We start from the raw sequence: 25,972 nt of genomic DNA on the forward strand, positions 1-25,972 counted from the left end.
ACGCCCGGTATGAGGGCGTCGCGGCGGCACCGCCTCCGGGTCTCTCGCCCGTGACCCTCATCGAACGGACTTACGGGAAACGCCCTAGGCGTTGGCCAGCCGGAGGCGTTCGGCCCCTTGTTCGCGCACGGCGTCACCTGAGGGCGTCGGATCGCCGTGCAGGACCTCCCACCGTGCGTTGTGCAGGGCGGTCCACATGCTCCCGGCCCACGCGATCTCCCTCTCCTCCAAGGAGAACGCACGCCCGCGAACCTGCTGGTAGGTCTCGAGGAACGCCGCCGAGCTCCCGATCGGCACCAGACCCGGCGGTGACACGTTGGCGAACGCTCCGGACGCGGCGCCGGCGAGGGCCGCTTCCGGTTGCCACGCCAGGCTGTCCCAGTCGTGCACGGCCAGCACCTCGCCGTCCTGCCACCGGAGGTTCTGCGCCTCGAAGTCGGCGTGGCCCAGCACGCACGGCAGCGAGGTGGCCAGCAACCGCTTGCGCACGCGGAACGCCATCTCCGACACGAGAGAAGGCACCACGCTCTGATCCCGCGCGTCGAGGAAGTCGATCTCCGGCCACAGGCCCGGACCGGTGTGGTCCCAGCGGGCCCAGCGCGGTGACGGGAGCGGCGGCGGGACCGAAACGCCGGCCAACAGGGTCATCAGCCGGGCGAACACGGCCGCGTAGCGGCGAGCGACGTCCGGAGAGGAACCGAGCAGCATCTCCCCACCGGGCAACGGTTCCTCGGCGTGCACGGCCAGCCCGTCCGCGACCACGACCGGCGTCAGCGGGCGGGGACACGGGAACCCCCGCGCCGCCAGGGACGCCTGCGCGGCCACGCACGACACGGCGCGGCCGTCGTCCGGGCGGGCCTTCACGTAGACCTCGCGACCGTCCGCCAGGCGCACGCCGGAGACCGTGGAGATCGACACGCGCTCGTAGAGCACGCCGGCCACGGGGCTTCCCAGTTCCGACGAGCACCAGGCGGACACGTCGAAGGTCATGCGCCCAGGAGTTCCTGGAGCAGCAACGGGTTCATGTAGTCGTCGTAGCGGACGATCTCGCCGTCGCGCAAGTGGATGATCGCGACGGCGGTGAACGTGTAGTAGTCCTGCTTCACCTTCGACCAGCCTCGGTGGGTGATCTCCGCGACGACGACGTCCGGGTCGTCGGTGAGCCTGGTGATCGCCTCGACGTGCTGGACCTCGATCTTCTCGCGGACGCGGGCGCCCCTCATCCTGTCGAAGTAGGCGCGGATCGCGGTCCGGCCCCTGATCTCCGGTTCCTGGAACGGCGCGGGGAAGCGGTAGGCCATCACGCCGTCCTCGGTGAACAGGTCGGCGAACGAGCCGTGGCCCTGCTCGCCCGCCACCTGCCGCCGGACGTGCTCCACGATCTGTGCTGGTGTGCGTGTCATGGTGTGCCCCTCGTAGAATCGGAACGGTGACCCCGGTTAGTAACATACGGAACGCACGCCCCGGTTGGCAACGATGAGGGCCGATGCCGCGCGCAATCGTGAGAAGGTGCTGGTGGCGGCGCGGGAGCTCTTCGCGGAACAGGGCTTCGACGTGCCGCTGGACGAGATCGCGGCGAAGGCGGGTGTCGGCCCCGGCACCGTCTACCGGCACTTCCCGACGAAGCAGGCGCTGTTCCAGGCCGTGACGGAAGCGCGCGTGTCGGCCATGATCGCGTCGGCGGAACCGTCGGCCGACGCCGGCGCGGACCTCTTCGCGTTCCTGGGCAAGATGGCGGACGAGGCGACGGCGAAGCGGGACATGTCCGACGCGATCGCGGTGCCGTCAGAGCTGCGCGACAGCCTGCACGCCACCCTGGGCGGGCTGCTGGCCCGGGCCCAGGAGGCGGGGGCCGTCCGCGCCGACATCACGACGAGGGACCTCGTCGCGTTGATGAAGGGGATGCTGCAGAGCATGCACGAGGGCGCGAATCCCGCCGTGCTGCTGGAGATCGTGCTGAGCGGGCTTCAGTCGAGCCGGAAGCCGTAGGGCAGTTCGAGGCGGTGGCGGGCCAGCAGGGCGGAGTCCGCGAGGATCTCGCGGGTCGGTCCGTCCGCCACGACCACGCCGTCGTCGACCAGCACGCTGCGGGGGCAGACCTGCAGCGCGAACGGCAGGTCGTGCGTGACCATCAGCATGGTGGGCGCCAAGGAGAGCAGCAGCTCGGCGAGTTCGCGGCGGGCCACCGGTTCGAGGTTCGCCGACGGCTCGTCGAGCACCAGGACCTCCGGCGAGCAGGCCAGCACCGTGGCCAGTGCGACACGACGCCGTTGACCGCCGGACAGGTGCAGCGGCGAGCGGTCCGCGACCGACTCCATTCCCACGGCAATCAAGGCCTTCCGCACGCGGGCGTCCACATCGGACATGCCGAAGTTGCGCGGCCCGAACGCGACGTCCTCCCCCACCGTCGGGCTGAACAGCTGGTCGTCGGGGTCCTGGAAGACGAGCCCGACGCGGCGGCGGATCTCGCGCAGGTTCTGCTTGCGCACCTCCAAGCCGGCGATCGAGATCGACCCCGAGCCGCCACCGAGAACTCCGTTGAGGTGCAACGCGAAGGTGGTCTTGCCGGCGCCGTTCGGCCCGAGCACCGCGACACGTTCGCCACGCTCGACGCGCAGGTCGATGCCGAACAGGGCCTGGTGCCCGTCCGGGTAGGCGAAGGCGAGCTTCGACACCTCCAGGGCGGGAGCCGCCACGGTCTCCGGAACGATCGTCGCCGAACCTCCCTGCGTGCCCGTCCAGCCGCGCGACACCATCGCGAGGTGCACCCTCTCTCCGCGTTCGTAGGACCGGATGAACAACGTGCCGACCGACCTGGCCACCGCGCCGGCCTGCCACAGGAAGCGCGGGTCGTCACCGCGCGAGATGCGGGCGACGCGCATGCGCCTCGCCTCGCCCACGACGACTTCGCCGTACCGCAGCATCAGCGTGGCGATCATGATCAGCGGTGCCGGCACCCGCAACGTCTGCAGGCCGCGCAGCAACTCCCCCGGCGCCGTCGTGGCGGCCAGGGTCAGGCTGACCAGGACGCCCAGCGTGCCCTTGGCGAGGATGTTCCAGCCCGCCAGGGAACCCTCGACCGAGACAGAAAAGCCTAGGAAGTCGGTGCGCGGGTCCGTGCCGAAGATCGGCAGCAGGAACGCGAGCACCACGAACGGCACCTCGATCACCGCGCGCTTCACGAACCACAGCGCGGGAACCCGCGCCACGGACCACACCGCGACGATCAGCAGCAGGTACAGGCCGAACAGCGGGAACAACGTGCGCGGGGTGGCCACGACACCCAGCACCGCCCCGAACGCCACGAGGATCTTCACGTGGGGCGCGAGGCGGTGCACCGGCGAGTCGCCGGCGTGGTGCAGGACGTCGTGGGCGCCGCTCACCGCGCGTCGGACTTCTTGCGCAGCACCCAGAACAGGCCGAACGACAGGCCCAGCACGACGACCACGCCGAGCACACCCGCGAGGCCGGTGAACTTGTCGTCACCGCCGAGCGCGTAGTCGGCGAACGTGCTGCCGGAGAACGGGTGCTCCTGCGCGTGCTCGGCGATGCCGGTGTCCTCGACGGTCTTGTCCAAGCCGTCCGGGTCGCCGGATGCGAAGTACGACAGCACCCCGGCGATCAGCAGCGACACGAACGCGAACCCGATGAAGAACTTCTTCACGACCGGACCTCCAGCGGCTTGCCGCCGCCCTTCAGCAGGTGGACGAGGTCGGGCCGGATCGACGCGACCGAGGTGACCGTGACGGCGGTGATCAGGCCCTCACCGATGCCGATCAGCGCGTGCAGGCCCCACATCAGCAGCGCGACCTTGCCGATCTCCACGCCACCCGCGCCGCCGATCGCGTACTCGACGATGAAGCCGGTCGCGGCCAGCAGCGTGTTGACGAACGCGGAGATGAACGCGACGGCCGCGAGACCGCCCTTGCCCTTCGCGGCGAACCGGCGCAGCGCGACGGCGACCAGGAACCCGGCCGCGGTGCCGATCAGCGCCATGTTGGTGATGTTGGCGCCCAGCGCGGTGAGACCGCCGTCCGCGAACAGCAGCGCCTGCACGACGAGCACGATCGTCACGCACAACGCGCCGACGTACGGACCGACCAGGATCGCCGCGAGCGCACCGCCCAGCAGGTGCCCGGAGGCGCCGGGCAGGATCGGGAAGTTGATCATCTGGACGGCGAAGATGAACGTGGCCACCAGGCCCGCCATAGGCGCCGTGCGGTCGTCGAGGTCCGCACGGGCCTTGACCAACGCGAACCCGACGCCCGCCACCGCTATGACGAGCAGGACGACCGACATCGGAGCGTTCAGCAGACCGTCGCTCATGTGCATGGCAACAGGTGACATGAGTCGTCACGCTAATTGCCCCACCTCGGCTATGGCTAGAACTGTGCAACAACGATTTGCGGGCAAGAAGGCGTTGATCGTCACACGCTCGCTAGTCATCGGATGACTTCTGCGGTTAGATCCGTTCCGCCGCCGCCACGGCACGGAGGGACGAACAGTGACAGAGCTGTCGCGTAGAACCTTTTTGTACGGGACGGGCGCGGCCGTCGGGGCCTCCGCACTCGGGGTGGGCACCGCGGTCGCAGCCCCTGAAACATCGGGTCACAACGTGCACCGGGACGTCGTGCGCGATGCCCGCATGGAGTGGCGGAGACTGCCGCAGAACTGGGGTGACAGCCCGTTCCTGGCCAACGGGTTCCTGGGCGTCCAGGTCTACGCGGGCCGCACCGCGAACGAGCTGAAACTCATGCTCAGCCACTCCGAGGTGCAGGACCAGCGGGCGCACTGGGAGGCCGCGGTCGGCCTCTCCCGGCTGCCGATCGGGTACCTGACCCTGCAGTTCGCCGGCGCGATCACCGCCGTCGACTGGACGCTCGACCTGTGGAACGCCGAGCTCACCGGCTCCGTGACGACCACGCAGGGCAGCGCCACGTTCACGATGCTCGTGCACAACTCGCGCAGCACGTTCCTCGCCTCCGTGAAGGGGGACGTGACCTGGGGTTTCCAGTCCCTGGAGTCGTCGACGACGCGCCAGATCCGCAGGCCCGCCGACTACACCGCCAACCCCGCGCCGACCCTGGGCACGGCGAACGGCGTCTCCTACGCCGCCCAGCCGCTGCTCGCGGGCGGCGGCTACACAACGGCCTGGCAGACCCGCAACGGCCGTTTCGCGGCCCACGTGGCATATACGCACCCCGCGGACACGCACACATCCGACGCGATCCGCGAGGTGCGTCAGGCGTCGGCGATCCCGTTCGAGGTGCTGACGCTGCAGCACCGCCGCTGGTGGAACGCCTACTTCGCGAAGTCGCTCATCTCGGTGCCGGACAAGCTGGTGCAGCGCTTCTACTGGCTGCAGCTCTACAAGATGGCGGCGGCGACCCGAGCGGACGCGCCGGTCATCTCCGAGTGGGGCCCGTGGTTCCCCGAGCAGGGCAACAGCTGGACGGCCGTGTGGTGGAACCTCAACGTCCAGATCTCGTACCCGCTGGTCAACGGCTCGAACCACCACGAACTCGACGCGGTGACGACGACGTTGAAGCGGTTCGAGCACAACCTCGAGCTCAACGTGAACCCGGCCTACCGCGACGGCAACTCGTACGCGATCTGCCACCCCGGCGACCGCACGCTGCGTTCCGGGCCGCGCTACTGCGGCGTTCCGGGCGTCGCGCCGAACGACCATACGGGCAATCTTCTGTGGGCCTGTCACAACGTGTGGCTGGGCTACCGGCACACGATGGACAGGAAGATCCTCAAGGACGTCCTCTTCCCGATCCTGACGAAGGCGGTCAACTACTACGCCCGCTTCCTCGTCGAGGGCGCGGACGGGAAGCTGCACCTGCCCGAGACGCGCTCACCGGAGTACGCGAACGCCACGGACACGACGTACGACCTCTCGCTGATCCGCTGGGGCGTGCGCACGCTGCTGTCCATCGAGGAGAACGCGCGCTGGCGTGACATCGCCAACCGGCTCGTGCCCTACGCCCAGGGCCCGGACGGCGTGCTCATCGGCAAGGACGTCTCGCTCAACGACTCGCACCGCCACTTCTCGCACATGCTGTGGTTCTACCCGCTGCGCGAGCTGACCTACGACATGCCGGAGCACCGCGCGCTCATCGACAGGACGTTCGACCACTGGGTGTCGCGGCAGCAGGCGTGGGCCGGGTACAGCTACGGCGCCGCGTCCGCGATGGCGTCGGCGATGGGACGACCGGAGGAGGCGCTGTCGTTCCTGCGCTACTTCCTCGACCGCAGGCAGGTCGGCTCGAACGCCGTGCTGACCGAGAACACCTTCTACCGCGAGGGCGGCAACCTCGCGATCGAGTCACCGCTGATGTCCGGCCAGGCGGTGCTGGAAATGATGGTCCAGTCGCACAACGAAGTCGTGCGCGTCTTCCCGTCTGTTTCGTCCACTTGGGCCGATGCGTCCATCTCGTCGTTGCGCACGCAAGGAGCGTTCCTTGTGGACGCTTCCCGTTCCGGCGGACGCACCGACTGGGTCAAGGTCCGTTCGGAGGCAGGCTCGCCTTTGTTGCTGGAGCACGGAATCACGGGTGACATCGACGTCCGCGACACGTGGGGACGACGTTTGGAGTACAAGACTCGTGGCACCGCCGTCGAGATCCCGCTTCGCCGAGGTCAGAGCGCCGTGGTCTCCCGTCGTGGCACACGCCCCGACGTCTCGCCACGTGATGTGAACGCCAACGGCTCGTCTTCGCGTTGGGGACTGCCGTAACGTCCAAATTCGAACATTCGGATTGTGCGTGGACGAGTGGGGTGTGTGCGGTGGATCTTCAACACTGGCTCAACGAGGCGCTGGCCAACCACGAGAAGTGGACGGCGGAGTACGGCTCCTTCACACCCCACTCGTCGCTGCAGACCGACCCGGCGCTCTTCGGCTCGGCGCTCGCCGAGCTCCAGGACCGCCTGCGCGACAACTACCCGTTCTTCCACCCGCGCTACGCGGGCCAGATGCTCAAGCCGCCGCACCCCGCGGCCGTCGTCGGCTACCTGTCCGCGATGCTGATCAACCCGAACAACCACGCCCTGGACGGCGGTCCCGCGACCGCCGCCATGGAACGCGAGGTCGTCTCGGACCTCGCGACGATGTTCGGCTACGGCGAACAGCACCTCGGCCACCTGACGTCGAGCGGCACGATCGCGAACCTGGAGGCGTTGTTCGTCGCCCGTTCGCTGCATCCGACCCAGGGCGTCGCGTACTCCTCCGAGGCGCACTACACGCACTCACGCATGTGCGGGGTGCTCGGCATCGAGGGTTTCCCTGTCGCCGTGGACGGCCTAGGTCGCATGGATCTGGACGCGCTCGAGGAGCTCTTGAGGACCGGCAAGGTCGGAACGGTCGTGGTCACTCCGGGAACTACCGCGTTGGGTGCCATCGAACCGGTGAATCTTGTGCTGGATGTCGCACGCCGCTACGACGCACGGGTGCACGTGGACGGCGCGTACGGCGGCTTCTTCACCCTGCTGGCGGGGACCGACCTCGCACCCGAGCCGTGGGAGGCCATCGGCTCGTGCGACTCCGTGGTGGTCGATCCGCACAAGCACGGACTACAGCCCTATGGCTGTGGCGCGGTCCTTTTCCGCGACCCGTCCGTTGGCCGTTTTTACCTGCACGACTCGCCGTACACGTATTTCACGTCCGACGAGATGCACCTCGGGGAAATCAGCCTGGAATGCTCGCGCGCCGGCGCCGCGGCGGCCGGTCTCTGGCTGACCCTGCGCCTGCTCCCCCTGACCCGTGACGGCCTGGGCGAGGTCCTCGCGGCCGGGCGGCGGGCGGCCGTGCGGTGGGCGTCGATCATCCGGGAGTCCGAGGCCCTGGAGCTCTACCAGGAGCCCGAGCTCGACATCGTCACGTACTTCCCGCGCACCGACCCGCTGACCCTGTCGGCCGTGGACGCGGCCTCGCACCGCGTGATGGAGACGGGCATGAACGCACCCGTCGACCCGATCTTCCTGAGCGTGGCACGGGCGTCGAAGGGTGCGTTCGCCGCCCGTCACCCCGAGGTCGGAGCCGATGCGGACGGTGCGCGGGTGCTGCGCAGCGTGCTGATGAAGCCGGAGTCCGAGGACTACCTCGACACCCTGCACGCGCGGGTGCTGAGCCTGCTCTGAAGGCCTGGTCAGGGGCCTGCCCTCTGACCGGCCAGACAGTGGGCCAACGCCGAAATGGGCGACTCACCCCCGGTGAGTCGCCCACAGCCGCGAAGATCAGCCGTGCTTGGCGCGCCGGCCCGACCGGCGCGGCGGCAGCGGCGTGTCTCCGCGCAGGTCCAGGCGGCGCTGCTCGCCGTTGGCCTCGAGGTGCGTGACCATGCGGCGCAGCATCTCGGCCAGCGACTGGGCCTCGGACGACTCCAGCGGGTCGCTGACGAAGACCTCTTCCTCGTTGAACTTGGGGAAGAGGTCGGCCATCAGTTCTTCACCCTCAGGGGTGAGCCGCAGAACCGCCAGGCGCCCGTCGGTCGGGTGGCCCATGCGCTCCAGCAGGCCCCGTGACTGCAGCGTCTTGGCGACGCCCGTCAGGGTCCCCTTGGAGATCCCGGCCTCCTCGGCGACGTAGCGCGTCTCCATCTCGCCCCAGATCCACACGACCCAGAGAACGACGAAGCCGGTCCAGGTCAGATCGCTGGTGCGCAGCACCGAGTTCTCGAGGTGCTGGCGGATCGCGGTGGCGGCGCGGTGGATGTTCGACACCGCTGCCATCTGTTCGCGACGCAGCGGCACCGCACCGAGTTTCGCCTGGACGGCTTTCTCGGTCTCGGCAATCGTGTGGTGACCAGACAACTCAAAGTCTCCCGTGCTCGAGCTCAGGTGTTCCCGGCACAATACTTGCGGTTCCGAACTATGTCTGTGATGTGGTGCGAGTCGGTCCGCAACCACTTTGATCACGATCCCACATCGTGCATGATCTCGTGACGGTCGTCACCCGTCCAGTTACGGACTGTTGCCCCGTGGTGGACGATGAGTGTGGAGCACCCGACGGGGACCAATGACGGTCTTTGCTCCACGGACGGGTCGATAGCGTTTGCCCCACGACGTTATCCCCTCCGCGCCAGCGACACACTGTGCCGGAAAGGTAGTTCGACGTGGTCGGTGAACAGGTGACACGGGAACTCGCCGCAAGACTCGGCGAGGACGGGATCGACGTGGTGCGCGTCGTCTTCCCCGACCTGCTCGGCACCGACCGGGGCCGTGACGTCCTCGTAGAGCACCTACCTGCGGTTACGCAGCGCGGGCTGTCGTTCTGCCGGGCCGTGTACAGCACCACCCCGGGCGGCAAGACCACCGAGAACGGGGGTGTGCTCGACGCCGGGCTGCCCGACGTGATCGTGGTTCCCGACCTCGACACGCTGCTCCCGATCCCATGGGAGCCGGGGGTGGCGTGGTGCATCGGCGACGCGGTGAGCCCGGCCGACGAAAGACCCGTGGACGAATCGCCCAGGCAGGTGCTGCGCAGGGCCCTGGAAATATTCGAGACCACCGGGCTCACGCCGGTCGTGGGACCCGAGCTGGAATATTTTCTCTGCGAACCGGACGAAGATCGCCCGAACGGGTGGCGGCCGTACTGCGACGAGCCCGGCAACGTCTACGCGACCGGACGCCGCGGCGATTCTGACGGTCATCTGTTGAGAACTCTTCGCACGCTCAGTTCGGCAGGCCTCCAAACGACCGGCGGCAACCACGAGTACGCCGGCGGGCAGTTCGAAATCAACCTCGTCCATTCGCCCGCCATGGACGCGGCCGATCGCGCGTTCCGCTTCAAGACGAGCGTCAAGGAACTGGCCCGGCGCGAGGGCCGGATGGCCACGTTCATGGCCAAGCCGTTCAACGACGGCGGCGGCAGCGGCTTCCACCTGCACCTGTCGTGCCACGAGAAGGACGGCCGCAACGCGTTCCAGGCGCCCGGCACCACCAGTGGCCTGTCCGACGAGGCGCGCTGGGCCATCGGCGGCATCCTCAAGCACGCCCCGGCGCTGGCCGCGCTGCTCAACCCCACGGTCAACTCCTACAAGCGGTTCGGGCCGGACTCGCTCGCGCCGTGGCTGATCGACTGGGGGCTCGACAACCGCAGCGCGATGCTCCGGGTGCCGGCCGAGCGCGGCGACACGACCCGCCTCGAACTGCGGCTCGGCGACGCGAGCGCCAACCCGTACCTCGGCATCGCGGGCCTCATCGCGGGCACCTACCTGGGCATCCGCGACCAGATCGAACCGCCGCGGCCCTCCGCCGGGTACGGCTACGACCCGTCGAAGGCCCCGACGCTGCCCGCCACGCTGCCCGACGCCCTGGCCTACCTGGAGGAGGACACGGCGATGGTCGACGTGCTGGGCAAGGACTTCGTGCGGTCCTATGTGGACTTCAAGTGGGAGGAGGTGGCCCGGTTCCAGCGGTTCGTGACCGACTGGGAGTTCACCGAATACGCGTACCACCTATAGTTCACCTGCGATGACTGCACTCACGGACCGGCTCACCTCGATCGCCGACGAAGACGAACTGTTCGACGCCTTCTCCCACTGGGCTACCGAGCGCGGCCTCGCGCTGTACCCGGCGCAGGAGGAAGCGGTCATCGAGCTCGTCTCGGGGGCCAACGTCATCCTCAGCACGCCCACGGGGTCGGGCAAGAGCCTGGTCGCCATCGGCGCCCACCTGGTCGCGATGGCGGCCAACCAGCGCAGCTTCTACACCGCGCCGATCAAGGCCCTGGTCTCGGAGAAGTTCTTCGCGCTGTGCGAGATCTTCGGGCCGGAGAACGTCGGCATGATGACCGGCGACGCCAGCGTCAACGACCAGGCGCCCATCATCTGCTGCACCGCGGAGATCCTCGCGAACATCGCCCTGCGCGACGGCCACACGGCCGACGTCGGCCAGGTCGTGATGGACGAGTTCCACTTCTACAGCGAGCCCGACCGCGGCTGGGCCTGGCAGGTGCCGATCGTCGAGCTGCCGCAGGCCCAGTTCCTGCTGATGTCGGCGACGCTGGGCGACGTCTCGTTCTTCGAGAAAGACCTGACGCGGCGCACCGGCAGGCCGACGGCGGTGGTCCGCTCGGCGCAGCGCCCGGTGCCGCTGAACTTCCAGTACGTCTCCACGCCGTTGCACGAGACGATCGAAGACCTGCTGCACGGCCGTGAGGCGCCGATCTACGTCGTGCACTTCACCCAGGCCGCCGCACTGGAGCGCGCGCAGTCGCTGATGAGCGTCAACGTCGCGACGAAGCCGGAGAAGGAGGCCATCGCGGCGAAGATGGGCAACTTCCGGTTCTCGGCGGGGTTCGGCAAGACGCTCTCCCGGCTGGTCCGGCACGGCATCGGCGTGCACCACGCCGGCATGCTGCCCAAGTACCGCCGCCTGGTCGAACAGCTCGCGCAGGCGGGTCTGATGAAGGTCATCTGCGGCACGGACACCCTCGGCGTCGGCATCAACGTCCCGATCCGCACCGTCGTGTTCACCGCTCTCGCGAAGTACGACGGCACGAGGACGCGGACCCTGAAGGCCCGTGAGTTCCACCAGATCGCCGGACGGGCGGGCCGCGCGGGCTTCGACACCATCGGCACGGTCGTCGTGCAGGCGCCCGAGCACGAGGTCGAGAACATCAAGGCCCTGGCCAAGGCCGGTGACGACCCGAAGAAGCGCCGCAAGGTCGTGCGCAAGAAGGCCCCCGACGGGTTCGTGTCGTGGAGCGAGGCGACGTTCGAACGGCTCGTCGGCGCCGAGCCGGAACCGCTGACGTCGTCGTTCCAGGTCTCGCACGCCATGCTGCTGAACGTGATCGGCCGCCCTCAGGGCGGTGCGTTCCAGGCCATGCGGCACCTCCTGGAGGACAACCACGAGGACCGCTCCAAGCAGCTCAAGCACATCCGCCGCGCGCTGGCGATGTACCGGGCGCTGGTCGCGGCCGGTGTCGTGGAACGCCACGGCGACGACTTCCAGCTCACCGTCGACCTGCAGTTCAACTTCGCGCTGAACCAGCCGCTGTCGCCGTTCGCGCTGGCCGCGATCGAGCTGCTCGACCGCGAGACACCGGGCTACGAGCTCGACGTGCTGTCGGTCATCGAGTCCATTCTGGACAACCCGCGGCAGATCCTGGGCGCGCAGGAGCACAAGGCGCGCGGCGAGGCGATCGGCGCGATGAAGGCCGACGGCATCGAGTACGACCAGCGCATGGAGCTGCTGGACGAGGTCACGTACCCGAAGCCGCTCGCCGAACTGCTCGACGCCGCGTTCTTCACCTACCGCCGCGGCCACCCGTGGGTCGGCGACTACGACCTGTCCCCCAAGTCCGTCGTGCGCGACATGTACGAGCGCGCGATGACGTTCACGGAGTACGTGTCGTTCTACGGCCTGGCGCGCTCCGAGGGCCTCGTGCTGCGGTACCTGGCCGACGCCTACAAGACGCTGTCGCAGACGGTGCCGGACGAGGCGAAGACCGAGGAGCTCAACGACCTGATCTCGTGGCTCGGCGAGCTCGTCCGCCAGGTCGACTCGTCGCTGATCGACGAGTGGGAGAAACTCACCAACCCCGGAGACGACACTGCCCCGGAGGTCCGCGTCGACCTCCCGCCCGCCGTCACCCGCAACGTCCGCGCGTTCCGCGTCCTGGTCCGCAACGCGCTGTTCCGCCGCGTCGAACTGGCCGCCAAGCGCGACTGGTACTCACTCGGCGAACTCGACCACGAGTCGGGCTGGACGGCCAAGGAGTGGATGGACGCGCTGGAGCCGTACTTCGAGGAGCACTCGGACATCGGCGCGGGCCCGAACGCGCGCGGCCCGGCGTTCCTGATCATCAACGTCGAGCGCGAGCGCTGGGTGTGCCGGCAGATCTTCGAGGACCCGGCCGGGGACAAGGACTGGGGCTTCAACGCCGAGGTCGACCTGGCGGCGTCCGACGAGGTCGGCGAGGCCGTCGTGACGATCACGGACGTCGGCCGCCTCTGACTCGGCGGCTGTCGAGGCGCTCCATCACCTGGCGCGCCTCGACGGGGCTGATCGGCAGTTCCCCGTAGTTGTTGCCGCCGTTGCTGACGCCCCTCAGCAGCGAGCACCGCTCCCACGTGCCTTTGCGGTAGGCCTCCTCCTCACTCGCGGGCAGCGCCCGGTGGCGCGAGCAGTCCTCCTTCTCCCGGCGGGGTCTTCCTGACCACCGCGTACGGGTGGTCGAGCCGGTCGTGCAGGACGAACCAGGAAGGCCGCTCGACCCCGGTCACCGTGTGTTCCGAACCACGAAGCACTTCATGCGATCCCCCCAGATCGGCCGAGCGCGAGTCATGGCAAGAGAATCCCCGGATTGCCCACGCGAACCTGAACGACCGAACTCCGCGCACACCCCGAGACGTCCCCAGGCAAAGGAGTTAATACGCAAGTTCGTCCGAACACCAACCTGCCTACCAGGCACGAAGGGGCGGCACGACGGCGGAAAGGCGGGCCGGACGCCGAAAGCGGGTCCATTTCAGCCGGTCACCACAAGTGCGCGCCAGTTGAGACGATCGCCAGTTGAGACGGAATGCGCAATCGATTGACCGAGTAGTCTCCTCGGGGCAACATCATTGCGCCGGACCACAACGGCCGGGATATGGTGTTGCCCAGTGGGGAAATTTCTGGCGCAGCACGTCTGGAGGAATCCGTGGACCCGGCACTGGACGCCTTGCGCGACCGGCTGGCGGAGATCGTCGCGTCACCGCCGGACAACACCGAGCAGCTCGTGGACACGCTGAGCGGTCTCGCCAAGCTCTCGAACCAGTGGTCCGAGGCGATCCAGGCGCTGCGCGCGCCCACCCGCAGACTGATCGGCCCGGCCGCCGCCGCTTCCGTGAGCGTCGCCGCCCGTCGTGCCGAGGAGTCGTTCATCGAGTTGGAGATCACGCTCGGTGACGCGCTGGCGGCCCAGCCGCGCGCGATCCGGCAGCCGTGAAGACCGTCTTCTTTCTCCCCAAATCATCTCGCGACCGCTGACAAAACCGTGCGACAGGCCTGACCAGGCAACTGCACGCTGCGTGATAGCGGCGCCTGTCTCCTACCCGAGACGCACCCGATCGGAGGGTTTCCGCACGTCCTCCACCTGGCGGATGATGCGCCCGTTCGGGGTTTCAGGGGTGCGAGGGGGTACTCGTCGTGCACACGCTGCGCAACCGGACCCCCGCGGCGGGTCACCCTCCGTGAGGGGGCATGATCGCGTATCCGACGCCCTCGGCTCACCAGGCGCGCGATGACCGAACGTGGTCCAATCGCCGCCACGTGAGGATCGGCCGTACACAGTTTGGACTCGATCTCGAATGACCTCAGGTCTGCCCTGCCCCATCTGCGAGGGGCCGGATCGACGTGGCAGCCTCGAGCGCTCGCTGCGGGTGCTCGCCGTCGACGACGAGGCACCCGCGCTGGAAGACCTCGTGTACCTGTTGCGTTCCGATCCCCGCATCGCTCACGTGGAAGCGGTCACCGACGCCACCAAGGCGCTGCGCGTGCTGCACCGCGCGATGGACGCCGGCCAGCCGTTGGACGCGGTGTTCCTCGACATCCGCATGCCGGGACTGGACGGTCTCGACCTCGCCCGCGTGCTCTCGCGGTTCGCGCAACCGCCGCCCGTCGTGTTCGTGACGGCGCACCAGCAGCCCGCCGTGGAGGCGTTCGAACTCAAGGCGCTCGACTACCTCCTCAAGCCCGTGCGCCCCGAACGGCTCGCGGAGTCCGTGCACCGCATCGTGCACGAGGTCTGGGACTCGAAGACCGCCACCGAACCGGCCACCCCGGCTCCCGCGCAGCCCTCGAACTCCACGCCGCCGGAGATGGGTGACGAGGTCATCCCCGTCGAGCTCGGTGGCGTCACGCGGTTCATCCGCCTCGCCGACATCCGGTACGTGGAGGCGCACGGCGACTACGCCCGCCTGCACACCGCGACCGGCAGCGGCCTGGTGCGTGCGGCGTTGAACGGCCTGGAGGAGCGCTGGCGCAGCGCCGGGTTCGTCCGCATCCACCGCAGTCACCTGGTGTCGCTCGGCCACATCGACGAACTGCGCCTGGAGGACGGGCACCTGAGCGTCACGATCGGCGGCGCGGTGCTGCCGGTCAGCCGCCGGCACGCCCGTCACCTGAGGCAGCTGCTGGTCCGCCGAGCCCGGCCCACGCCCGGCGCGGGTCAGCCCGCCGGTGTCCTGCAACCGAGGAACGGTCTCGGGTCGTGACGACGCCACCACCCCGGCGGCCGGACCCGAAGCCGACCCAGCGCGTGGTGGTGACGAGCCCGCGCACGCGGGCACCCCGTGCGCGCCGCCCGTACTCGGGCACGCGCGAGATCAACGAGCAGAGCGAGCTCGGCGCCGTCTACATGCGCACGCTGATCCGGGCGCAACGGCGGCTGGGCCTGTCGGTGTGCCTGGTGGCGACCGGCGCGCTGGCACTGTTGCCGCTGCTGTTCGCGATCGAGCCGGAGCTCGGCAAGTTCCGGATCCTCGGGCTCGGGCTGCCGTGGTTCCTGCTGTGCGTGGCGACGTGCCCGATGCTGCTGCTGGCCGGGTGGTTCTACGTGCGGCAGGCCGAACGCAGTGAACGTGAGTTCGCGGAGCTGGTCGAACGTCCATGACGAGTGGCTACGCCATCGTGGCGGTGGTGGTCGTCGCACTGGGCACGATCCTGGTCGGCACCTACGGACTGCGCGTCTCCCGCACCACGTCCGACTTCTACGTCGCCTCGCGCACCGTCTCGCCGTGGTGGAACGCCTCGGCGATCGGTGGCGAGTACCTCTCCGCCGCGTCGTTCGTCGGCATCGCCGGGCTGATCTTCGCCTACGGGCCGGACATGCTGTGGTTCCCGGTCGGCTACACCGCCGGCTACCTCGTGCTGCTGACGATGGTCGCGGCGCCGCTGCGGCGTTCCGGCGCGTACACGCTGCCCGACTTCGCCGAGGCGCGCTTCCGGTCCCGCGGCGTGCGCGCGGTCGCGTCGGTCCTGGCGCTGGCGATCGGCTGGCTGTACCTGCTGCCCCAGCTGGAGGGCGCGGGGCTGACGCTGAACACGGTGACGGGCGCGCCGGACTGGGTGGGCGCGCTGATCGTCACGATGGTCGTGACCGCGAACGTGATGTCGGGCGGGATGCGGTCGATCACGTTCGTGCAGGCGTTCCAGTACTGGCTCAAGCTCACCGCGATCACCGTGCCGATCGTGTTCCTGATCGTCGCCTGGCAGGTGCACGGGTCCGAGTCGCTGACCAAGCCCGAGTACCCGGTCTTCCGGCAGGACACCGAGGTCACGTTCCAGCGCCTGACCACGATCCACGCCGACGCGTTCATCTCCATCAGGGGCACCGGCGAGATCGACGGCGCACGCGTCGAGAACACCGTCGTCGTGCTGCCCGTGGGCTACCACCGCATCGGGCCGGGTTCGGAGTTCACGTTCCCGAAGGACGCACCCGTCCCGCATCTGTCCACAATGGAGCACAACACCAACGAGATGTGGTCGCTGCCGATGTCGAGCGGCCAGGACTTCCCGGTGTACGGGGCGTACTCGCTCATCATCGCGACGTTCCTCGGCACCATGGGCCTGCCGCACGTGATCGTGCGTTTCTACACGAACCCGAACGGCACCGCCGCGCGCCGCACGACGTTGATCGTGCTGGGCCTGCTGTCCGTCTTCTACCTGATGCCACCGATGTACGGCGCCCTGGGCCGCCTGTACACACCGGAACTGCTGATGACCGGCCAGACCGACGCCGTGGTGCTCGTGCTGCCGACGCGGATGATCGAAGGCGTCGGCGGCCAGCTGCTGGGCGCTCTGGTGGCGGGTGGCGCCTTCGCGGCGTTCCTCTCCACGTCGTCGGGCCTGGTGGTGTCGCTGGCGGGCGTGCTCTCGCAGGACGTGCTGCGCCTCGGCGGCGTGCGCGGGTTCCGGATCTCCACGGTGCTCGCGGGCCTGGTGCCGCTGGCGATGACGTTCATCTCGACCGGCATGCCCGTCGCGGACATGGTCGGCCTGGCGTTCGCGGTGGCGGCGTCCTCGTTGTGCCCGTTGCTGATGCTGGGAATCTGGTCGAGCCGCATCACGAAGGCCGGTGCCATCGCCGGCATGCTCGCGGGCGGCGTCCCGGCGCTGACCGCGGGTCTCGTCACGATGTTCACCGACACCGGCGACGCCTGGTACGAGATCCTGCTCTCGCGCCCCGCCGCGTGGACGGTCCCCCTCGGTTTCTCGGTGATGTACGTCGTCTCGCTGCTCACCCCGCGGCACCTGCCGTCGGGAGTGCAGCGCACGATGGTCAAGCTCCACGCGCCCGAGAACCTCGGGCTGGACGGCTCCGGCTCCTCCTCCTCGGCCGAAGAGCGAAGCTAAAGAGGTGACGCGCCCATGCAAGACTTCCTCACCGCAGCCGCGATCCTGATCGTCGGCGGAGCGGCCGTCCTCGTCCTGTGGCGGGGCACGCGCAACAAGCAGTCGCTCTCGACGGAGGCCCAGCGCGTCACCTACGAGACCCTCCACACGGCATGGTCGGCCGCACCTCCGCTGCGCGCGGGCCTCGTCCCGGACGCGGCGAAGAAGTCAGCCAGGCACCTCCGGACGCTGCTGGACACACCCGCACTGGCGCTGACCGACGAAACGGAGGTCGTCGCGTGGGAAGGCGTCTCCGACCACCACGCGGCGGACGCCATGACCCAGGCCGAGGACGTCTTCCTGACCGGCCGCACCCAGGCCTTCGACATCGGTTGCGCCGAACCGAACTGCCCGATCAACTGCGCCGTCGTGGCCCCCCTGACCGTCGAGGGCCGCGTGGTGGGCACCTTGGCCGCCTACTCCCGAGAAGCCTCCGCGGGCCTCGTCCGCGCGACGAACCAGGTGGCCCGCTGGGCGGCGGGCCAGCTGGAACTGGCCGAACTCGACCGCTCCCGAACCCGCCTGGTAGAAGCAGAAGTGCGCGCCCTGCGAGCCCAGATCTCCCCGCACTTCATCTACAACTCGCTCTCCGCCATCGCCTCCTACGTCCGCACCAACCCGGAACGAGCCCGAACCCTGCTCCTGGACTTCGCGGACTTCACCCGCTACTCCTTCCGCCGCCACGGCGACTTCACCACCCTCGCCGAGGAGCTCCGCTCGATCGACCAGTACCTGGCCCTCGAACGAGCCCGCTTCGGCGAACGCCTGAAGGTCACCCTGCAGGTGGCCCCCGAGGTGCTCCCGGTGACGGTCCCGTTCCTCTGCCTGCAACCCCTGGTGGAGAACGCGGTCCGCCACGGCATGGAGGGCAAGGTGGAACCGGGCCACATCCAGATCTACGCGAACGACGGCGGCGCCGAAGCCCACATCACGATCGAGGACGACGGCATCGGCATGGACCCCGAGAAGCTCCGCCGCACCCTCGCGGGCCACGTGGACGAGTCCGCCGGGATAGGCCTCGGCAACATCGACGAACGACTCCGCCGCGTGTACGGCGACGAGTACGGCCTGGTCGTGGAAACGGCCTGCGGCCTGGGCACGAAGATCACCGTGCGGGTGCCGAAGTACCACGCGGGCATCCACGGCATGTGACCGCACGCTCTCGCAGGGGTCCCCTTTGGTTTCGACTCCCCCGCGGCCCAACGTACCGACGAGGTCCGACACTCACGCGCTGCCTGCTGCCCGCGCACCGCACCGCACCGCACCGCGGGCAGCGGGCAGCGGGCAGCGGGCAGCGGGCAGCGGGCAGCGGGCAGCGGGCAAACAACCCTGCTGGGAAACACAATGGTGGCGGCGAGACCTCCCACCGCACGACAAGGCGATGGCGGAGCCGAGCCACCCTGCCGCCCAACGCAAGGGCGGAGCCCAAGGCGTCCCCTCCGTACGCGCAGGGCAATGGCGAAGCCGAGCCGCCCTACCACCAGCGGCAATGGCGAAGCCGAGGCGTGTGAACCGCTACGCACTGGTCAAGCGGTGGTGACCCACGCACTGCGCGATTGGGGCTTTACCTTGAGTGGGCGGGATGCTCCCCTCATGGGCACGGCCGGGCGCTTTTCAGCCCGGCCTTTTCCGGCCGTCCAAGCATCCCGCCAGAGACTCAAGGTCAAGCCCCAATCGCTATCGACGCGCAGCGGCGATGACCCGCACCGGCCCGGTACTGCCCGCCCAGCCACCCACGCAAGGTGACCTGAGCGCATCGGTGACCAACCCCGCTGGAACCGGCGCCAGCCAACGCAAGCCGGCCCGCACCGTCCCAACCCGCCCATCGCCCCCAGCGACCGCTCATCCCGCAATCCCGCGACAAGCGGTCCCTCGCGCCCCAGCAGGCAACCCCGCCCCGAACAAAAACGCCGGAGCCACCCTTCCTCAGGGTGACTCCGGCGAAGCCGAAACCGAAAACCTCAGCTGGCAGCCTTGGCGGCCCGACGATCCGCAGCGTCCAGAACCGCCCGAACCCAATCCAACTCGTCGGTCCCACAGGCCCCCTCAGCCGCAGCACGACGAAGCCGGACCCAAAGTCCCAGATCGGTCCACTCCTGGAACCGCCGGTGCACGGTGGGCACGGTCACCCCGAACGAGGCCGGCAGATGCCGCCAAGCGCACCCGGACGACAGCACGAACACGATGGCGGTGAACACCGAACGGTTGCACACCCGCCCGCGCCCGCCACCCTGACGGCGCACCTTGGCCGGCGGGATCAGGGGTTCGACCACGGCCCACAGGTTGGCGGACACCAGGCGGGACGAGAGCTGTTCGATGACGTCACCGCGGCCGGGTTCCTGCTCCGAGGGCCACGCGGACGTGCGCATCCAGGCGTCTCGGGGGGCCATGTCGGCGGGGCGCGGGTCCTGGCGGGCGGACTCGGCTCGCTGGCGGGAGCGGAGGAGGGTGGCCAGGGCCGTGTCCTCGGCGATGTTGCGGCGCTGGGGGACGGCGTAGGCCTGGTGTTGCTGGGCGTGGCGCGTGATCTCGGCGCCTACCGTGCGGCGGAACGACGGGTTGGCCGCCAGGCGCGGGTCCACGGGCTGGCCGTAGCGGACCGGTGCCTGGCCCACTGCCGCCTGGCGCGGTGGGACCTGACGTGGGGGGACGACTGGGCGTCCTGGCACCTGGCGGGGCGGGACCTGCCGCGCCAGCCTCGGGTCCGGGGTGCGAGCGAACTGCGAGTCGGTCATGGTGTGGTCCTCCGCCAGGACTTTTCCGTCAGGTGACAGCACTCACAGTAAGAAGGCGGCCCGAAAACAGGTAAGTACGTAGGCCATGAAAGGCGATGAGCGGCCCCGCAACGGCGACGCGCGGCTCGTCCTGTTGAGACGAGTGGTGCACTGTCTGCGACGAACGGATAACCGGTCGTGGTACCGCTCTCACGAACGGGTGGCGCGCCGGGAGGGGGTGATCCCCTCGTTGACGCCCCGGATACCGTCGAGGCGTGAAGCTCTTGGCCACCAGCGACCTGCACGTCTCCTACCAGGAGAACCGCGACGTCGTGGCAGCGATCGCCCCGCCGGACCCGGCTGACTGGCTGATCATCGCCGGGGACGTCGCGGAGAAGTTCGACTCCATCGAATGGACGCTGCGGACGCTCCGGCCGAAGTTCGGGCGGGTGATCTGGTCGCCGGGCAACCACGAGCTCTGGACCACCAAGGACGACGTCAACCAGTCCCGCGGCGAGGTGCGCTACAAGCAGCTCGTGGAGCTGTGCCGCAGCCTCGACGTGATCACGCCCGAGGACCCGTACGTCACGTTCGACGGTCCCAAGGGTCCGGTCACCGTCTGTCCACTCTTCCTGGGTTACGACTACTCCTTCCGGCCGCCGGGTGCCACGGACGTGAAGTCGGCCCTCGCCATCGCGCACGAGGCGGGCGTGGTGTGCACGGACGAGTACTTCCTGCACCCCGACCCGTACCCGTCCCGCGAGGCCTGGTGCGAGGCGCGCGTGCGGGAGACCGAGGAGCGGCTCGCCCGGATCAGCGGGCCGACCGTGCTGATCAACCACTACCCGCTCGTCCGCGACCCCACGTTCGTGCTGCGCTACCCCGAGTTCGCGCTCTGGTGCGGCACGTCGCTGACCGCGGACTGGCACCGCCGGTTCAACGTGGTCGAGATGGTCTACGGCCACCTGCACATCCCCCGCACGACGCACTACGACGGCGTGCGCTTCGACGAGGTCTCGCTCGGCTACCCGCGCGAGTGGAAACCACGCGGCACCACCCAGGTGAAGCTGCACGACGTGCTGCGGGAGTCATAAGTGCTGGAGCAGTTGTTCCCCCCACCCATCGCGGTCGTGGAGCGCTACGACGACGACGAGCCGGTCGAGCTCTTCCCCGAGGAGGAGGCGCAGCTCGGCAACGCCGTGCCCAAGCGCCGGTTCGAGTTCGGCACGGTCCGCGCCTGCGCCCGTGAGGCCATGCGGGTCCTGGACGTCGCACCCGCCGCGATCCTGCCGGGGCCGAAGCGCGAGCCGCTGTGGCCGGACGGCATCGTCGGCAGCCTCACGCACTGCGCGGGCTACCGGGCCGCGGCGCTCGCGAGGACGGGCGACTTCGAGACGATCGGCATCGACGCCGAACCGCACCTGCCCGCGCCGGACGGCGTGCTGGGCGCGATCGCGATCCCGGCCGAGCTCGGCAGGATGGCCGGTCTGAAGGGCGAGGACCCGAAGATCTGCTGGGACCGGTTGCTGTTCAGCGCCAAGGAGACCACCTACAAGGCCTGGTTCCCGGTCACCCGGCGCTGGCTCGGTTTCGAGGACGCGGACATCACGCTCGACGCCGGCGGCACGTTCCACTCGCGCATCCTGCTGCCCGATTCCCCGATCGCCGGGTTCGACGGCCGCTGGCTCGTGCAGGGCGACCTCCTCGTCACCGCGATAGCCGTGCCCGCGCGCCAGTAGGGGACGTGCTGGCCGCGCAGGCCGAACAACGCGGTCAGCACGCCGATGACGGCACAGCGGTGAACGCCCTGTGCAGTGCGCCCATGCGGGCACCGGCCGCGTCCTGGTCCTGTGCCCGCTCGCGCCCGAACACCCGCAGCAACTCGTGGAACCGGTAGCGGCCTGGACCGGCGGACTCCAGCAGGTGCGCGTCGGCAAGGCTGTCGACGATCTCCTCCGCGGCTGGCACCTCGATCTCCAGCAGCGGTGCGGCCACCCAGCCGGGGAAGTCGGGCGTGTCCAGCAGGCTCAGCAGCCGGAACGCCCGTTGCTGGTCCGCGGGCAGCGCCTGGTAGCTCAACGCCAGGCTGGCGCGCGCCTCCAGGTCGTCGATGCGCAACTCGTCGAGGCGCGTGCTCTCGCACGCCAGCAGGCCGGCCAGCCTCCCGACCGTCCAGTGGGACCGCCGGGCCAGCCGCGACCCGGCGATCCGCAACGCCAGCGGCAGGTTGCCGCAGCAGCGTGCGACCTCGGCGGCGGCGAGGGGTTCCGCGGCCGTCCGGTCGTGCCCGGCGATCGACGCCAGCAGTCGCACCGAGTCCTGCGGGCCGAGAACGTCGAGGTGCACCGCGTGCGCGCCCGCCGTCTCCACGAGCTGCACCCGGCTGGTGATCAGGACGGCGGACCCCTCCGACCCCGGCAACAGCGGCCGGACCTGTGCCATGCCCGCCGCGTCGTCCAGCACGACGAGCACCTGCCGTGCGGCGAGCTGCGAGCGGTACAGCGCGGCCTGGGCGTCCAGGTCGTCCGGCACCGCGTGCGGGTGCACGCCGAGCGCGATCAACAGTTCCGCGAGCACGGCCGCCGGATCACGCGGCGACGGCGAGGTGCCGCCCAGCCGCACGTAGAGCTGCCCGCCGCGGAACTCAGGCCCGACCTCGTGCGCCACCCGCACCGCGAGCGCGGTCTTGCCGACACCCGCCTTGCCCACGATGACGGCAGGTCTTCGCTCTTCCGTCAGAATCCTGACCAGCTCGGTCGTCTCGCCCGCGCGCCCGACGAAGTCCTCCGCTCCCGGCGGCAGCTGCATCGGCCGCACCAACGGGGACGTGCCGCGCAGCACCTCCTGGTGCAGCCGCTGGATCTCGTCGCACGGCTCGACCCCGAGCGCCTCGACCAGCACCGCGCGCAGCGCCCGGTAGGTCTCCAGCGCTTCGGCCCGGCGCCCGGCCCGGTGCTGGGCGAGGATCAGCCGGCGCCACAGCCCCTCCCGCAACGGCAACTGCCGCACCAGCGCGCTCAACTCGGTGACGACGGTGCCGAACTGCCCGGCTGCCAGGCGTGCGTCGGCGAAGTCCTCGCGGGCGGCGGTCGCCATCTCCTCCAGCCGCACCACCTCGCCCTCCAGCCACCCGCACCGCGGCACGTCCTCCAGCGGCTCACCCCGCCGGCCCGACCACGCCTCCTCCCAGACCGCCACGGCCTTCACGGCGTCCCCCGACGCCAGCGCGGCCCGCGCCTCCTCGGCGGAACTCTGGAAGAGGGTGCTGTCGAGCTCGGCCGGCTCGACGTGCAGCCGGTAGCCGCCGCTGCCGGTGACCAGCCGGTCCGCCAGACCGATCGAGGCCAGCTCACGCCGCAGCCGGCTCACGTGGGTGTGCACGTTGGCGATCGCCGACGCGGGTGGCCGTTCGCCCCAGATGGCCTCGACCACGGCGGGCAGGCTGACCGGTTGACGTGCTCTGACCAGCAACGCGGCCAGCAGCGCCCGCTGCCGCCGGCCTACTTGCGGCAGGCGTCGGCCGTTGTTCATGACGCACAGCGGTCCGAAGACAGCGAACGTCGCGGTAGCAACCAAGGTTCCCCCACCCGGTCCATGCACGACTTCGGACAGTGACAGCGCTATCACGCGCGGACACGGGCCGGAGGTTGCCCGAGCCGGCCGGATTCTTGTGGCGGGCTTGTAGGTGCCGTGTAGAGCGGCTCCCTAACTTCCCTTCCGGATCACGGGAGATCCGCGATTACACAGAGGGGAACCACATGGAACTCAGGGGAATGCTGCGCCGGACCGCCGGCACGGGGGCTGTGCTCGCGGCGGTGGGCGCGGCGCTGATCGCACCCGCCTCCGCCACGGCGGCTCCGGCGACGCAGGACGACGTCACCGCCGCGGCGGTCGTGAGGATCCTGCACGCGAGCACCCGCGCGTGCCTGGACTCGAACTCTGAGGGGCGCGTCTACACGCTGTCCTGCAACGGCAACAACAACCAGAGGTGGGACAACTTCACGCCGGGCAAGTTCCGCAACGTCGCCACCGGCCTGTGTCTGGCGGGCAGCAACGGCGGATCCATCTACACCACCTCCATCTGCACCAACACCGCCACGAGCTGGACGACCGACGGCACCTCGCCGACGAAGATCCACCACGTGCCGACCGGGCAGTGCCTGAACGGCCCCGGCGGCAGCCCGCAGGCTGTCGGCCTGGACCCCTGCGGCTCCTCCACGCGGTGGAGCATCCTGGCCGGCTGACACCGGGCGCCGGTGGGCCGTCTTCGGAGGCGGCCCGCCGTTCCGGAACAAAGAGACACGAGTGTCGGCTTGATCAATCATGGTGCACAGTGGTGGGGTGAACCCTCGACCGCCGGGAGGCCACCATGGGCGAGGACGTCGCGAAGCACGAGTTCACCCGCGAGGACCGCACGCGGTACCGCACCAAGGTGCGGCGTTGTCTCGACGTGTTCGCGCGGATGCTGCGTGAGGCCCGCTTCGACTTCGAAAGGCCGATGACCGGCCTCGAGATCGAGATCAACCTCATCGACGAGCACGGCGATCCGGCGATGAAGAACCACGAAGCGCTGAACGTCATCGACGATCCCGACTTCGTGACCGAGCTGGGCCAGTGGAACATCGAGATCAACGTGGCCCCGCGCCGGCTCGCGGGCGGTGGGATCACGGCGTTCGAGGAGACCGTCCGGCGCAGCCTCAACTCCGCCGAGGAGAAGGCGCGCGAGGTCGGCGCGCACATGGTCATCAACGGCATCCTGCCGACCCTGCGCAGCAAGGACATCTCCCCCGACCTGCTCTCCGGCAACCCGCGCTACGCGTTGCTCAACGAGCAGGTGCTGGCCGCGCGCGGCGAGGACCTGCAGATCTCCATCGACGGTGTCGAGCGCCTGCACCTCACGGCGAACTCGATCGTCCCCGAGGCCGCCTGCACGAGCACGCAGCTGCACCTGCAGGTCAGCCCGGAGCAGTTCCCCGCCTACTGGAACGCCGCCCAGGCCATCGCGGGCGTGCAGGTCGCGGTGGGCGCGAACTCGCCGTTCTTCCTCGGCAAGGAGCTGTGGCGCGAGACCCGCATCGCGTTGTTCCAGCAGGCCACCGACACCCGCGGCGACGAGCTCAAGGCCCAGGGCGTGCGGCCGCGCGTGTGGTTCGGCGAGCGGTGGATCAACTCGATCTTCGACCTGTTCGAGGAGAACGTCCGCTACTTCCCCGCGCTACTGCCCATCACCGACGACGAGGACCCGCTGGCGGTGCTCGACAAGGGCGACACGCCCGCGTTGAGCGAGCTGAAGCTGCACAACGGCACCATCTACCGCTGGAACCGGCCCGTGTACGACGTGGTGCGCGACCGGCCGCACCTGCGCGTCGAGAACCGCGTGCTGCCCGCCGGCCCGACCGTCGTGGACACCCTGGCCAACGCGGCGCTGTACTTCGGCCTGGTGCGCGCACTGGCCGAGGACGAGCGTCCCCTGTGGTCGCAGATGAGCTTCCAGGCGGCCGAGGAGAACTTCAACGCCGCCTCGCGCAACGGCATGGACGCGCAGATGTACTGGCCCGGCGTCGGCACGGTACCGGTCGTCGAACTGGTGCTGCGCCGGTTGCTGCCGCTGGCGCACGAGGGCCTGATCCGGTGGGGCGTCGACTCGTCGGAGCGCGACCGTTTGCTGGGCGTCATCGAGCAGCGGTGCCTGAGCGGTGTCAACGGCGCCACCTGGCAGGCGCGGGAGTTCCACCGGCACTACGACCACACGCACATGGACCGGGCGGACGCGTTGCGCACGATGCTGCGGACCTATGTGGACCTGATGCACGCCAACGAACCCGTGCACACCTGGCCTTTGACGTAGCGGAACGGGGTGTGACCGAAAGCAG

General features: G+C 69.4%; 22 protein-coding genes and 1 pseudogene. 14 read left to right on the forward strand and 9 right to left on the reverse strand.

What is annotated here, in order from left to right; translation table 11 throughout:
* Window positions 1-84: 84 nt before the first annotated feature.
* Together DFR72_RS31430 and DFR72_RS31435 are read right to left on the reverse strand one after the other, a co-directional pair.
* Window positions 85-990 (reverse strand): phosphotransferase, encoded by a 906-nt coding sequence (locus DFR72_RS31430; RefSeq protein WP_090068991.1) that lies wholly within the window; start codon window positions 988-990, stop codon window positions 85-87.
* Window positions 987-1,403: a nuclear transport factor 2 family protein gene (locus DFR72_RS31435; RefSeq protein ID WP_090068989.1), complete on the reverse strand. Its 417-nt coding sequence runs from the start codon at window positions 1,401-1,403 to the stop codon at window positions 987-989. The genes DFR72_RS31430 and DFR72_RS31435 overlap by 4 nt, the downstream gene beginning before the upstream one ends.
* 73 nt (window positions 1,404-1,476) lie before the next feature.
* Here DFR72_RS31435 and DFR72_RS31440 point away from each other — a divergent pair, with 73 nt between their 5' ends.
* The gene (locus DFR72_RS31440) at window positions 1,477-1,989 is read left to right on the forward strand and encodes a TetR/AcrR family transcriptional regulator (protein ID WP_090068986.1); all 513 of its coding nucleotides are present in this window, start codon (window positions 1,477-1,479) and stop codon (window positions 1,987-1,989) included.
* Here the strand turns inward: DFR72_RS31440 and cbiQ are convergent.
* Genes cbiQ through DFR72_RS31455 form a run of 3 tightly spaced genes read right to left on the reverse strand, consistent with a single transcriptional unit; the run spans window position 1,968 to window position 4,347 of the window.
* A complete protein-coding gene (cbiQ, locus tag DFR72_RS47985) occupies window positions 1,968-3,383 on the reverse strand; it encodes a cobalt ECF transporter T component CbiQ (protein WP_090068984.1) in 1,416 nt (471 codons plus the stop codon). The genes DFR72_RS31440 and cbiQ overlap by 22 nt on opposite strands.
* Window positions 3,380-3,664: a PDGLE domain-containing protein gene (locus tag DFR72_RS31450; protein WP_090068981.1), complete on the reverse strand. Its 285-nt coding sequence runs from the start codon at window positions 3,662-3,664 to the stop codon at window positions 3,380-3,382. The genes cbiQ and DFR72_RS31450 overlap by 4 nt, the downstream gene beginning before the upstream one ends.
* Window positions 3,661-4,347, reverse strand: coding sequence for an energy-coupling factor ABC transporter permease (locus tag DFR72_RS31455; protein WP_090068979.1), 687 nt, complete (start codon window positions 4,345-4,347; stop codon window positions 3,661-3,663). The genes DFR72_RS31450 and DFR72_RS31455 overlap by 4 nt, the downstream gene beginning before the upstream one ends.
* 298 nt (window positions 4,348-4,645) lie before the next feature.
* Here DFR72_RS31455 and DFR72_RS31460 point away from each other — a divergent pair, with 298 nt between their 5' ends.
* Both DFR72_RS31460 and DFR72_RS31465 read left to right on the forward strand, forming a co-directional pair.
* Window positions 4,646-6,742: a glycosyl hydrolase family 95 catalytic domain-containing protein gene (locus DFR72_RS31460; RefSeq protein WP_245983681.1), complete on the forward strand. Its 2,097-nt coding sequence runs from the start codon at window positions 4,646-4,648 to the stop codon at window positions 6,740-6,742.
* Window positions 6,743-6,792: 50 nt separating this feature from the next.
* Entirely contained in the window at window positions 6,793-8,142 is a 1,350-nt protein-coding gene (locus tag DFR72_RS31465) for a pyridoxal phosphate-dependent decarboxylase family protein (RefSeq protein WP_090069169.1), read from the forward strand.
* A 96-nt stretch (window positions 8,143-8,238) separates the two neighbouring features.
* Here DFR72_RS31465 and DFR72_RS31470 read toward each other — a convergent pair whose 3' ends face one another.
* Window positions 8,239-8,754 carry a MarR family winged helix-turn-helix transcriptional regulator gene (locus tag DFR72_RS31470; RefSeq protein ID WP_245816540.1) on the reverse strand — a complete coding sequence of 172 codons (516 nt, stop codon included), beginning with the start codon at window positions 8,752-8,754 and terminating at the stop codon, window positions 8,239-8,241.
* A gap of 362 nt (window positions 8,755-9,116) precedes the next feature.
* Here DFR72_RS31470 and DFR72_RS31475 point away from each other — a divergent pair, with 362 nt between their 5' ends.
* Both DFR72_RS31475 and DFR72_RS31480 read left to right on the forward strand, forming a co-directional pair.
* Window positions 9,117-10,466 (forward strand): glutamine synthetase family protein, encoded by a 1,350-nt coding sequence (locus DFR72_RS31475; RefSeq protein WP_090068975.1) that lies wholly within the window; start codon window positions 9,117-9,119, stop codon window positions 10,464-10,466.
* Window positions 10,467-10,476: 10 nt separating this feature from the next.
* Complete coding sequence (locus DFR72_RS31480) at window positions 10,477-12,966, forward strand: DEAD/DEAH box helicase (protein WP_090068973.1); 2,490 nt, start codon at window positions 10,477-10,479, stop codon at window positions 12,964-12,966.
* A gap of 140 nt (window positions 12,967-13,106) precedes the next feature.
* Here DFR72_RS31480 and DFR72_RS47580 read toward each other — a convergent pair whose 3' ends face one another.
* Complete coding sequence (locus DFR72_RS47580) at window positions 13,107-13,235, reverse strand: hypothetical protein (protein WP_256239453.1); 129 nt, start codon at window positions 13,233-13,235, stop codon at window positions 13,107-13,109.
* Between the two features lie 416 nt (window positions 13,236-13,651).
* Here DFR72_RS47580 and DFR72_RS31485 point away from each other — a divergent pair, with 416 nt between their 5' ends.
* From DFR72_RS31485 to DFR72_RS31505, 5 genes are all read left to right on the forward strand, one after another.
* Window positions 13,652-13,939, forward strand: a complete 288-nt coding sequence (locus tag DFR72_RS31485; RefSeq protein WP_051771726.1) for a hypothetical protein — start codon at window positions 13,652-13,654, stop codon at window positions 13,937-13,939.
* Window positions 13,940-14,300: 361 nt separating this feature from the next.
* Window positions 14,301-15,206, forward strand: a complete 906-nt coding sequence (locus DFR72_RS31490; RefSeq protein ID WP_245983683.1) for a LytR/AlgR family response regulator transcription factor — start codon at window positions 14,301-14,303, stop codon at window positions 15,204-15,206.
* The gene (locus DFR72_RS31495; protein ID WP_090068971.1) at window positions 15,203-15,604 is read left to right on the forward strand and encodes a hypothetical protein; all 402 of its coding nucleotides are present in this window, start codon (window positions 15,203-15,205) and stop codon (window positions 15,602-15,604) included. Before DFR72_RS31490 ends, DFR72_RS31495 begins: the two co-directional genes overlap by 4 nt.
* The gene (locus DFR72_RS31500) at window positions 15,601-17,346 is read left to right on the forward strand and encodes a sodium/solute symporter (protein ID WP_090068969.1); all 1,746 of its coding nucleotides are present in this window, start codon (window positions 15,601-15,603) and stop codon (window positions 17,344-17,346) included. The genes DFR72_RS31495 and DFR72_RS31500 overlap by 4 nt, the downstream gene beginning before the upstream one ends.
* Window positions 17,347-17,361: 15 nt before the next feature.
* Complete coding sequence (locus tag DFR72_RS31505; RefSeq protein WP_090068967.1) at window positions 17,362-18,537, forward strand: sensor histidine kinase; 1,176 nt, start codon at window positions 17,362-17,364, stop codon at window positions 18,535-18,537.
* Window positions 18,538-19,349: 812 nt separating this feature from the next.
* On the opposite strand, the pseudogene DFR72_RS47195 reads toward DFR72_RS31505, so the two are convergent.
* Window positions 19,350-19,754: pseudogene (locus tag DFR72_RS47195) on the reverse strand (transposase); the annotation flags it as partial.
* 620 nt (window positions 19,755-20,374) lie between these two features.
* On the opposite strand from DFR72_RS47195, the gene DFR72_RS31520 reads away from it, so the two are divergent.
* Both DFR72_RS31520 and DFR72_RS31525 read left to right on the forward strand, forming a co-directional pair.
* Window positions 20,375-21,193, forward strand: coding sequence for a metallophosphoesterase family protein (locus DFR72_RS31520; protein ID WP_114773823.1), 819 nt, complete (start codon window positions 20,375-20,377; stop codon window positions 21,191-21,193).
* On the forward strand, window positions 21,194-21,838 hold the full coding sequence (locus DFR72_RS31525) for a 4'-phosphopantetheinyl transferase family protein (protein WP_114773824.1): 645 nt from the start codon (window positions 21,194-21,196) through the stop codon (window positions 21,836-21,838).
* 34 nt (window positions 21,839-21,872) lie between these two features.
* Here the strand turns inward: DFR72_RS31525 and DFR72_RS31530 are convergent, their stop codons facing one another.
* The gene (locus DFR72_RS31530; protein ID WP_090068962.1) at window positions 21,873-23,630 is read right to left on the reverse strand and encodes an AfsR/SARP family transcriptional regulator; all 1,758 of its coding nucleotides are present in this window, start codon (window positions 23,628-23,630) and stop codon (window positions 21,873-21,875) included.
* A gap of 227 nt (window positions 23,631-23,857) precedes the next feature.
* Here DFR72_RS31530 and DFR72_RS31535 point away from each other — a divergent pair, with 227 nt between their 5' ends.
* Both DFR72_RS31535 and DFR72_RS31540 read left to right on the forward strand, forming a co-directional pair.
* Window positions 23,858-24,343: an RICIN domain-containing protein gene (locus tag DFR72_RS31535; protein ID WP_090068960.1), complete on the forward strand. Its 486-nt coding sequence runs from the start codon at window positions 23,858-23,860 to the stop codon at window positions 24,341-24,343.
* A gap of 125 nt (window positions 24,344-24,468) precedes the next feature.
* On the forward strand, window positions 24,469-25,947 hold the full coding sequence (locus tag DFR72_RS31540; protein ID WP_090068959.1) for a glutamate-cysteine ligase family protein: 1,479 nt from the start codon (window positions 24,469-24,471) through the stop codon (window positions 25,945-25,947).
* Window positions 25,948-25,972 lie beyond the last annotated feature (25 nt).

Origin of the sequence: Lentzea flaviverrucosa (assembly GCF_003350445.1) — a bacterium.
Classification (GTDB): domain Bacteria; phylum Actinomycetota; class Actinomycetes; order Mycobacteriales; family Pseudonocardiaceae; genus Lentzea; species Lentzea californiensis.

Excerpts from the sequence above, each read along its gene's own strand:
- DFR72_RS31430 (WP_090068991.1), bottom strand. The coding sequence starts at position 990 with ATGACCTTCGACGTGTCCGCCTGGTGCTCGTCGGAACTGGGAAGCCCC.
- DFR72_RS31435 (WP_090068989.1), bottom strand. The coding sequence starts at position 1,403 with ATGACACGCACACCAGCACAGATCGTGGAGCACGTCCGGCGGCAGGTG.
- DFR72_RS31440 (WP_090068986.1), top strand. The coding sequence starts at position 1,477 with ATGAGGGCCGATGCCGCGCGCAATCGTGAGAAGGTGCTGGTGGCGGCG.
- DFR72_RS31455 (WP_090068979.1), bottom strand. The coding sequence starts at position 4,347 with ATGTCACCTGTTGCCATGCACATGAGCGACGGTCTGCTGAACGCTCCG.
- DFR72_RS31460 (WP_245983681.1), top strand. The coding sequence starts at position 4,646 with ATGGAGTGGCGGAGACTGCCGCAGAACTGGGGTGACAGCCCGTTCCTG.
- DFR72_RS31480 (WP_090068973.1), top strand. The coding sequence starts at position 10,477 with ATGACTGCACTCACGGACCGGCTCACCTCGATCGCCGACGAAGACGAA.
- DFR72_RS31490 (WP_245983683.1), top strand. The coding sequence starts at position 14,301 with ATGACCTCAGGTCTGCCCTGCCCCATCTGCGAGGGGCCGGATCGACGT.
- DFR72_RS31500 (WP_090068969.1), top strand. The coding sequence starts at position 15,601 with ATGACGAGTGGCTACGCCATCGTGGCGGTGGTGGTCGTCGCACTGGGC.
- DFR72_RS31505 (WP_090068967.1), top strand. The coding sequence starts at position 17,362 with ATGCAAGACTTCCTCACCGCAGCCGCGATCCTGATCGTCGGCGGAGCG.
- DFR72_RS31530 (WP_090068962.1), bottom strand. The coding sequence starts at position 23,630 with ATGAACAACGGCCGACGCCTGCCGCAAGTAGGCCGGCGGCAGCGGGCG.
- DFR72_RS31535 (WP_090068960.1), top strand. The coding sequence starts at position 23,858 with ATGGAACTCAGGGGAATGCTGCGCCGGACCGCCGGCACGGGGGCTGTG.
- DFR72_RS31540 (WP_090068959.1), top strand. The coding sequence starts at position 24,469 with ATGGGCGAGGACGTCGCGAAGCACGAGTTCACCCGCGAGGACCGCACG.